Source organism: Microcoleus sp. F4-D5, from assembly GCF_036704885.1.
Lineage (GTDB): Bacteria > Cyanobacteriota > Cyanobacteriia > Cyanobacteriales > Microcoleaceae > Microcoleus.
On sequence record NZ_JAUBSX010000080.1, the window covers coordinates 23,681 to 33,430 of the forward strand.

The window sequence follows — 9,750 nt, forward strand, 5'->3', positions numbered from 1 at the left end:
TGAAACAAATAGTAATGGTGACTACCCGCTCTCTAGCCGATTTTGTGGCAGGTGAACAACAGCTTGGCTAGATACGGCTAGGTACAGACCGATGAGAACTAGGGCAAAACCTACCCAATTTGAGAAACTTAGTTTTTCCCAAAATAAGACCCAAGCCAAAATGCTGCTAAATACTGGCTCTAACAAATGTACTAAGGAGACAACCACTGAGGACAAGCCAGCAACGCTATATGTTAACAGTCCCTGACCTAAAACTTGGCAGACGAGGGCGAGAAAAATTACGAACAGCCACCCATTCACTGAAGAAGGAAAAACCCGCTCTTGGGCGAACACAAGCATGGGCAAGATGGATAGGGTAGCGATCGCACAAACCCACAACTGAATTGTGATGGGGTCAAATTTGGTTCTCAGTTGTTCTACCACCAGCAGGTATGCACCCATGAAAACCGCAGAGACGATGGCTGCTATGCCTCCTGTTACCTCACCAGTGGCGATTTGTATCTGCTCGATTTCAATGGCGATCGCTCCCCCAATGGCGACGACCATCCCAATCAGAAATTGGCGGTTAAAGCCTTGACCGAATAACAACCACGCTCCTAAGCTGGTAAATATGGGGGTGAGATTGTGTAGGATTGTCGAGATAGCGACGCTGGTTTTAGTCAGCGACCAAGCTACAAAGGCTAAGGTGGCAGCAAAAAAAGTCCCAGCACCCAGCAATAGCAAAAGCTCCTGACTGGTGTATGAATGCTGTTGAACGGGTTTGTCACCAGAAAGTCTCTGACGTATCGCCTTGTATCCTTGCCACAGCCCGAAGACGACACTACCTAGCCAAAAGCGATTAAATATTGTAGCATTGGGGCTGAGTTCAGATTCACTCCATCTAATGAAGATAGAGCCAAAAGATATGGCGACTACACCGACAAATAATGAGGCGATCGCCATCGTCGTTTTATTGGATTCATTCATTAGGGGTGAAACAACTATAAAACAGAAAAAATTATGATTGGCCCTGAAGCAACTGTGCTTCGCGGCGAACGAGAAGTTTTCTCTAGCAAATCCCGGAGCTAAATGCTTGTTTTAGTTTTTTTATATTTTTATTTTTGAAAGAACGTCTCTTTCATTAATTAACACCTATTTAATACTATGTCAAGCACTATTTTTTACATACTTTACGGATCTATGGAGGCGGTTTCCAAATGACGACGATCGGCAGTTCTACGTTTCTGTTAGCCATTTTTTCTGCTCCAGGATGGAGTGCATTTTTGCTTAACTTCGGCATTCTTGGTGTTGTCCTTATTGTTCTCAACCTACTGTTTGGTATTTTGCGGAGAATTTTCCGTCAATTTACCTCCGACCTGGCGTTAGTTGCACTCAACGTCTCACAAACACCGCTGACACTCATTGTGTTCGCGATCGGTTTCAAGCTGGCATTGCAGACGCTATTTGTCACTCCTACAATCTACATTGCTTGGTTCCAAAAAGGCTTGACTGCTTTTCTTGTCCTTGTCGCCGCCTTTTGGGCGGTTCAATTGCTCACTGAGGTTGTGACCTATGCTTTCAGGCAGTATGCCGCACGCTCCGAGGCAATGTGGGATGATGTTCTGACTCCCATCCTACAAAATGTTCTCCCTGTAATAGTTTACTTGGTGGGTGGACTGCTGTTTCTCCAGGCATTCGGTATTGACATCCAAGGTGTGTTAGTTGCGATCGGAGGAATCAGTTTTATCTTGGGGTTTGCCCTAAAAGACATTCTGGCAAACTTCTTCAGTGGGTTAGTCTTGCTCATCGATACACCGTTTCGCTTTGGGGATGTGATTGAGCTAGCCAACGGTAGAAGAGGCGTGATCAAACACATTGGGCTGCGATTAACCGAACTGTATCTCATTGACACGCACTCACAGATTTACATCCCCAATGGCGCGTTTGAAGGGCAGGAAATTATTAACCTCAGCCGTCCGACCAATCATTACTACTACACGATCTCCATTCCCATCAAAGCAGATGTTGCCCCGGCTCTAGCCATCTCCATGATTGAAAGAGTCGTGCTGGCGCACCCCGATACTATGGGCGAAATAGACAAGAAGTTAGAATTAGTTGACCAGTTTTATGGCTACTCTTTACCTGGGGTAAAATCGCAACAGAAACGAGAGGCGGGACGGCAACGCTTGTTAGCTGAGTCTAAGGTGAATACTGTACTAGCTGAGATTGAAATGGGTTTGGCGCACCTAGCCGATCTCATCTCCCAATTAGAAAGGGGCGGATTAGATGTAGAGGAGCGGCGAACAGTGCAAGCATACTATCTGGAACTTTGTCAAAAGATTGGAATGGAATCAAAAAAGCCCGATCGACATGACCGTCGCAGACGCTCGATGGGTGAAGCTACGGGAACAGTATCCGAGAGTACGTTGATTGGGCTGATACGCCGTTGGTATCAATACTGGTTGAAAGACCCTGACCTATTTCAAGAAGACCAGCAAGCGTTGAAGCAAGAGTGGGAACAGAAGATTGATGTGTTGAAGATCAAAGTTAACAAGCTGTTCTGGGCAATCAGTAATCCCAAAGGGTTAGACACGCGATTAGACGATCTGGTAGAACGCTTTCGCGAATGGTTGCGAGAAAACTTCAAGAGTTCGCGCAATGAATGGCAAGACCCCAAAATCTGGATCGATGACCTGAAGGGAGATTACACGCGAGACACGCTGGTGCGGTTCTATGTCGATGACATCAAGTTGGAACATTGTGAACGGGGACAGCGGATTCTTAGCGAAATGCGGCGCGAGATCGTCTGGCATTTGCGTCAGTCATATTTGTCTAATTGATTGTGAGAATGTCGGTCAATTAACAAGGGGTTTAACCCCTCACCCATAAAAATGGGGTGAGGGGTTAAACCCCTTGTTAATTGACCGTATAGCTGTTGACTGCCCATAGCGAACGCAAATGCTTCGTTCTAGGTGTCAGGGGCAACACCCCCTGCAAATTCGCCAACAGTCTCTTCTTCTGGAAGCTACACAACACCGTCTCTTCATCAATTGCTTGTTCTCACCAGCGGTATCAAAAAGATGAGAAAGAGTTCTACACTGCCCGCTACTGGTCGAGTCTGGACTCGTCTCTGGCACTGAGCAAAGCACTAAAGCATCTGAGTATATCAGCCGATCGCCTGTTCCACCTCTACGGTATTCTCAAGCTAGCTTCACGCTTGGCACGGGTCAAAGCAACACTGCGATGTTAGACCGAGGCGATGGCGAAAGCATTCAAGAGTCTCAAAATACATCAAGGATTTGGAATCGGCTCTCATCAGCGGCAACTTACTTCAGGAGACATACCGTTTTGACCCCGCGCTGGTCCAGCGAGATCCATACTTTTCGCCCGAGGAGGAGGAATTTGCCCGCAGCAGCACCGTATTCGTGGAACTTGCGTAAATATCGCATTTTTCCCCTCACCTGACACAATCGGTTTAAACTTATATCTTGCACCATTCTCAATTAGCCTTTTAGGAACAGGCTTTCGGGTCTTTGAAGCGAGAAAATCTACTCTTTGTGGAACAGGCAAGATGCCTGTTAAGCGAGAATGGTGCAAGATGTGAGTTTAAAGTGACATCTTGCATCATGGTCAATCAGCCTTTCAAGGGCGGGATCTCCTGCCCACCCCACAAGAAAATTCATCTTTTGTCGAACAGGCCCGAAAGACTGTTCTTGAGATTGGTGCAAGATGTGTTTAAATAGACCTCTGGTCGCATTCTCAACATTCCCCTTCCCTAGTAAGATGATGTTAGCGAATCAGGGGTGATATCAAATCCGGCTAATGGCACTCACTTCCCTGATATCTGATACCCCATATCCCCTGCCCACTTCTTTGTGTCGCTGATTAACTGGATTTGGGATCGAAGGCCTGACTGCTTCCATTTTCTCGTTTCTCGTTCGCAGACTCAGCCATATCTTAATTACTTAATTTTTATCAGTATGGTAAAATTCGACGAACATAAACCCAAAACATAAGTTGATAAATCAACAAAATATAAGTGATAAATTTGACAAGCAAAATGAAAAAACTCTCTCAAAATCAAGTTTCTCGGCAAAAGCGCCTAGAGTATAAGTTCGACAACTTTATGTCGAAGGGAGGGTTTTCAGTCTTTCTGGCATTACTGTTAGCATTTTTTGGTGCTTTTGTTTTGATGACAATTGCACGTTACCTGGCAGAATGGTGGTTTCCCAATCAAGGTATAGAAGGTAACTCCGATTTTTCGTGGGACGTATTTGTTCAGCTAATAGGTCTAAGAGACACAGGAGATAATGCCAATTTTGCAACTAAGGTTGTGGGTGTAGTCACAATTTTTATTGGCTTGGTACTATTTTCTAGTCTAGTTGCTTTCATCACTCAAGAATTTGAATCAAAACTTCAGTCGCTGCGAAAAGGAAAAAGTATAGTAGTAGAAGAAAACCATACTTTAATTTTGGGATTTACAGATAGAGTTGTAGATATTATTCAAGAATTAGTAGTTGCTAATGAATCGGAAGATGACGCAGTAATTGTTTTATTATCTCAAAAAGAAAAGGAGGAAATGGATGATTTTCTCCGGGATAATGTAGGCAAAACTCAAAAGACGCGATTGGTGACTCGCAATGGCTCAATCACAAATTTAAGCGACCTAGATAAGGTGGGAATAAAAGTTGCTAAATCAGTGATTATTTTGAATGATGCGAAAGCCTCAGATTCCGAAGAGTTTAAAACTTTATCTGATGCACGGGTAGTCAAAGCTATCCTGGCTGTGGTGGCAGCTAATCAGGAAGACTCCTTGCCAGTAATTGTCGTAGAATTACACTTAGAACAATATCGTCGCCTAGCTGAAAATATTGCTCCAGGAGCCATAATTACTCTGAATGAGGCGGATATTTTAGCTCGAATTTTAGTTCAAACATCCCGGAGTGTAGGGCTAGCAGCAGTATATTTAAACTTAGTGGGTTTTGAAGGAAACGAATTCTATTTCTATCGCCCAGAACAAGGCTGGCAGAGTGTAAGTTTCGGCGAATTACCATTTCATTTCTCAACTGGTATACCAATAGGTGTGCGCCATGCAGATGGCACATTGACAATAAAAGCCTGCAACAATTACAAACTAGCTGAGTCAGATGAAATTATAATTCTGGCAGAAGATGACTCAACTATCCGGTTTTCTCCCCAACCTGTAGTCCAACCATTAATTAAAGGTTATGCTGACAGTAGCAAATCTTTAGAACAAAAACCTGAAAAACACCTGGTTATTGGTTGGAACAACAAAACCCCAATTACTATTAAAGAATATGGTAAATACCTGGTGGCAGGTTCACAGGTTAACTTGGTAACACAAGATATAACCAAGGAAATGCAAGCGGAATTTGACAATATTGCCAAAGAATACCCAGATATCAAGATGAATCTTATCGAGGTAAATTTGGAGTCTGTTGAGCAGTTGGGAACTTTAAAACCTTATGAATTTAACAGTATCTCAATTTTGGCAGGGAGAGGTGAAAACGCCGAGCAAATAGATGCTAAAACCCTCACCGTTTTGTTAGAAATCCGGCAAATTTTCAGAGAATATAAAAACCAAACAGGAAACCAAGTAACTACAGAATTGATTGCAGAAATAATTGATTCTCAAGACACTGACCTGGTAATCAAAGCAGGTGTAAAAGACTTTCTCCTCACGGATCAATTTGTGTCAAAAATTTTAGCCCAGGTATCCCAAGAGCCAGATATAATGTCAATATATAGGCATTTGTTCTCACCGGAAGGTAGCGAACTGTATGTCAAGCCAATCTCGCTTTACTTTCCCAAAGAACAAATTAGCAAGCTGACTTTCGCTGATTGTGTATTAGCTGCACAAAACCGTAATGAATTGTGTATTGGCGTAAGAATTAGCGCCATAGCCCAGGATAAAAATAAAAACTTTGGTATTGAATTAATACCGAGTATGGATAAGCAGTTAAATCTCAGTTTAGACGATCGACTGATTACTATAGCTGAGGATGAAACTTGATGGCACTGTAGATTTACCATAGTTGCAAGAATACGGATCGATGAACTTTGCCTGAGAGCGGGTTAATCAAGTTAATCTAAATTACAGCGTATTCCTGATTGATGAAGTGTAGGGACAAAGGCTTTCGCCGTGTCCCTACGGGGATAGAATAATCTGGGGCGGTACTTCATAAATGTGGAATCTGCTGTATTTCCTAATTTAGAAAAGAGCTTGTTGATTATACAGACTTTAGTGCAATTCCTGTGAGTACAAGCTTAAGTTTTTTAACAACACAAGGAGATAAATTATGATGGTAGAAGCGATCGAAGTTCAGCAACATAAAACCACCACAGCCGACTGGCGATTAAGTCCTGGCTACTTGCATGAAGGTAGATCTGATTTTGAATCGGCACATATTTTGTTGGGTCGTTTCTTAGCCGATCGAACTTCTGAAGATCCGCTTTTGGAAAAAGAACTATTTGCCAACGACGGCATTTTTGAGTGGGGACACGCCAAGCCTTTAGAAAAAGTGATTAATTCACAGTCAGACCTGGAGTTTCTACTGTTGCATCCCAATTTGTTACGCAACTGTATAACCATCATCGAACCTTGGGAACACGTAGGCCTTAACGCACTTGGTGAAGATGTTCGCGCTTCCAAAAATGTCGCCTACATTGCTCAGAAAGTCGCCGATATGGACTCTGTATTACTACCTGTTTGGTCAACAGGAGTCCTCGATCCAGAAATAGTTGTTCCGGCAATTAACTCTGGTTATGCAGTGGTAGTCGAAGGCGGCGATCCATCAACATACGATGCCTCCACCTGGACAAGTCCGGCCTGTTCGCGAGAGGATATGTTTGCATTAGTGGAAAAATTATTGATCTCGCGAACGCCCACCAGTGCCCCCGCCATCTTTATCTGTGTAGGGCACCAACTGGCTGCTGAATGTCACATCCGACTCATCCGGCGTGCAGTCAAACAAGTCCTCAATATGACATCTTTAGAACGCGATAAGGAGACCAAAGCACTCAGATCGTTGCAAGAAGTCTGCCAGCGCATTGAAGCAATGGGCAGCACACTCGAAGTCAAAAAGCGCGATGGACGGGTTGTTGCTACTGGCTGGAATGACGAGCATTTTGCCGTGACGCGCAATGAATTAAAAGAAGTAGGCGATCGCGCGTTGTTGCCTTATCAGTCTCCAGACGGCGATGCTTTAGATATTCCTTGGGAAATTATTCATGCTCATGATGTCACAGCCGACACCCATGAAGGTGTGATTGACACAACAATTCAATATGAAGCAAGAGTGTCAATTTCGATGTTTCATTCCGATGAAGTCAACGAAGAAGCAATATTGTTTGCCAACTGGGCTTACCGCAGTATTCATGACGCTATTGTTCCCTATCGGCACATCATAGCTGGTAGCTCTCTAAGTTGGCTAATACAACTGCCCGACTCCATTGAAATTCTTTGTTCAACAGCAGAGGAAGATGGTGCAATAGTTACTGAGTGTTCAGCAACTTGCATTAACTACAAAGACTTTGAAACTAAGAAAATTCGACGCTCGTTTACTTGCCAATTCCATCCAGAACTACTGTCAGATTTGCGTGCGATCGGTAACAGTGAAGCTCCCTCTTATTCAACCCTGAAAAAAGATGATGGTGCCCGCTTATTTGTCCGACTCCTGTATGCCGGAATGCAAGAGTAATGCTATTAAATTGGGTAGTGGTCAAGAAGTAATGATGGTAAAATAGTAGCCTCGATAAGTTTTTTGTAAACTATGCCGAATTGTCCCCTTTGCTCTTCTTCCCGAACCGTGAAAAACGGTCACATTCACACAGGAAAACAAAGATTCAAATGTTACGACTGTGGTCGGCAATTTGTCGAGAATCCAGACAAGAAGGTGATCGACCCAGCCACGAAAGAACTAATCGACCGATTATTGCTAGAACGCCTCTCTCTTGCCGGCATCGCCCGTGCAGTCAAGGTTTCGGAGCAATGGCTCCAAGATTATGTTAACCGGAAATACGCCCGAGTGCCCCGAACCGTACAGGTGTCATTAAAAAAAAAGGGAAAGCTAGCGATTCAATGTGATGAATTATGGTCGTTTGTAGACCATAAAAGCAATAAACAGTGGGTATAGTTAGCCTTAGACGTTAAGACCCGTGAAATTGTCGGGGTTTACATTGGGGCAAGAGACTCGGCCGCCGCGAGTGAATTATGGAAATCCTTACCGCCAGTCTATCGACAATGTGCTGTCGCCTACACGGATTTCTGGGCGGCTTACTCGAAGGTGTTACGCCCGTAAGCGACATCAGGCGGTCGGGAAAGAGACGGGTAAAACCAGTTATATTGAGCGCTTCAATAACACTCTCCGACAACGGGTGTCTCGTTTGGTACGAAAGACATTATCTTTTTCCAAGTCCTTAAATAATCACATCGGTGCGATTTGGTATTTTATCCATCATTACAATTTGTCATTACTTGTTTAGGACTACCGTTGCACCTGTATCATTGGGAATGGAACCAGGTTCACCGTTTGGCAGTTCAATTCAAAGCTTAGTTACATATCTGCGTTACACTCAGGCCATCAGCTACGAACGGCTATCGTCGATATTTGCATCCGTTTTTGGACTCAAGATCTCAGAAGGAGCAATCGCCAATTTATTAGAGAAAGTCAAAACGAGTTTAGATGACCAAGTAACTCAAATACTACAACGGCTGCGGCGGGCAAAATTAATTTGTTCAGATGAAACGAGCGCGAGAGTTAACGGACATTGGGAGTGGGAGTGGGTGTTTCAGAACCCTGATGTTTGTTTGCACATCATCCGCCCTAGCCGAGCCAGTGGAGTAATGTACGAAGTTCTAGGAGAACATCGTCCCGATATTTGGGTGTCAGATTTATTTAGCGCTCAAAAAAATCATCCAGCACCACAATGGCAAGTGTGTTTGGCTCATCAATTGCGGGACTGCCAATATGCGATTGATGCTGGGGACAGGATTTTCGCCCCAGCAATGAAGAGGTTATTATTAAGAGCTTTTATCATCCATCGACGACGAGAAAAAATCGACGATGCCAGACTCAAGCGATACCGAGAAAATTTACAGGAAAGATTAACCGGGATTTTAAATTTAGCGCCACATCATCCGGATGGTATCCAGGGTAAACGCATCTAAATTAATTTGACAAAAACCTCAATTTGTGTATTACTAAACAACTAAAAAAACATTTTTAACCCACATTCCGCACCCCCAACTGGCACATACGCGAATTGAGGGGGTAAAAGTGAATCATCCGAGACAAGAGCGAGTAAAAATACTCAATTATTTTGGTAGCGCTCGGTAAAAGACCAAGTTTATGACATATCCGTAACCCGATCACATCCGCGAAAATGCGTTAATTTCGCTCGCTCTTGGGTAACCAATCATCACCAAAAATAGTGTAAACTGGCGAGCGAGATGAACGCTCAAATCAGGATTCAGCAGCCCATGCAGAAAGCATCCCAGATGAAAGTAGAAAACCTAGATCATCTGGGCTTGATAGCCGGTCTAATTGATGAAATAGGAATTGTCCAAAAAATCAATGAATTAGTAGGCGAACAACCGGGCGAGATAGTCAGTCCCGGCCTGGTAGTTAAAGCCATGATTATTAATGGATTAGGGATGGTTTCTGCCCCATTATACTTATTCTCTAAATTTTTTGAAGGGAAAGCAGTAGAACATTTACTTGGAACGGGGATTCAAGCATCACATTTAAA

At 43.6% G+C, this 9,750-nt stretch carries 7 protein-coding genes and 1 pseudogene; 7 read left to right on the forward strand and 1 reads right to left on the reverse strand.

Translation table 11 applies throughout. From position 1 onward, the window contains the following. Window positions 1–21: 21 nt before the first annotated feature. Window positions 22–966: a DMT family transporter gene (locus tag QUA80_RS27190; protein ID WP_333428100.1), complete on the reverse strand. Its 945-nt coding sequence runs from the start codon at window positions 964–966 to the stop codon at window positions 22–24. Window positions 967–1,196: 230 nt separating this feature from the next. On the opposite strand from QUA80_RS27190, the gene QUA80_RS27195 reads away from it, so the two are divergent. From QUA80_RS27195 to QUA80_RS27230, 7 genes and pseudogenes are all read left to right on the forward strand, one after another. Next, window positions 1,197–2,819 (forward strand): mechanosensitive ion channel family protein, encoded by a 1,623-nt coding sequence (locus tag QUA80_RS27195; RefSeq protein ID WP_333428101.1) that lies wholly within the window; start codon window positions 1,197–1,199, stop codon window positions 2,817–2,819. 95 nt (window positions 2,820–2,914) lie between these two features. Then, entirely contained in the window at window positions 2,915–3,229 is a 315-nt protein-coding gene (locus QUA80_RS27200; RefSeq protein WP_333428102.1) for a hypothetical protein, read from the forward strand. A gap of 810 nt (window positions 3,230–4,039) precedes the next feature. Then, window positions 4,040–6,013 carry a CASTOR/POLLUX-related putative ion channel gene (locus QUA80_RS27205; RefSeq protein WP_333428103.1) on the forward strand — a complete coding sequence of 658 codons (1,974 nt, stop codon included), beginning with the start codon at window positions 4,040–4,042 and terminating at the stop codon, window positions 6,011–6,013. A 286-nt stretch (window positions 6,014–6,299) separates the two neighbouring features. Continuing rightward, window positions 6,300–7,700, forward strand: a complete 1,401-nt coding sequence (locus QUA80_RS27210) for a hypothetical protein (RefSeq protein ID WP_333428104.1) — start codon at window positions 6,300–6,302, stop codon at window positions 7,698–7,700. Between the two features lie 72 nt (window positions 7,701–7,772). Then, window positions 7,773–8,484 (forward strand): annotated as a pseudogene (locus QUA80_RS33970) (IS1 family transposase). Between the two features lie 28 nt (window positions 8,485–8,512). Then, complete coding sequence (locus QUA80_RS27225) at window positions 8,513–9,169, forward strand: IS66 family transposase (RefSeq protein ID WP_333428106.1); 657 nt, start codon at window positions 8,513–8,515, stop codon at window positions 9,167–9,169. A 330-nt stretch (window positions 9,170–9,499) separates the two neighbouring features. Next, a partial coding sequence (locus tag QUA80_RS27230) for a DUF4277 domain-containing protein (RefSeq protein ID WP_445302297.1) occupies window positions 9,500–9,750 on the forward strand: 251 nt, incomplete at its 3' end.

What these genes read in the sequence shown, in the direction of transcription:
- QUA80_RS27195 (WP_333428101.1), top strand. Translation starts at nt 1,197, where the DNA reads ATGACGACGATCGGCAGTTCTACGTTTCTGTTAGCCATTTTTTCTGCT.
- QUA80_RS27225 (WP_333428106.1), top strand. Translation starts at nt 8,513, where the DNA reads ATGGAACCAGGTTCACCGTTTGGCAGTTCAATTCAAAGCTTAGTTACA.
- QUA80_RS27210 (WP_333428104.1), top strand. Translation starts at nt 6,300, where the DNA reads ATGATGGTAGAAGCGATCGAAGTTCAGCAACATAAAACCACCACAGCC.
- QUA80_RS27190 (WP_333428100.1), bottom strand. Translation starts at nt 966, where the DNA reads ATGAATGAATCCAATAAAACGACGATGGCGATCGCCTCATTATTTGTC.
- QUA80_RS27205 (WP_333428103.1), top strand. Translation starts at nt 4,040, where the DNA reads ATGAAAAAACTCTCTCAAAATCAAGTTTCTCGGCAAAAGCGCCTAGAG.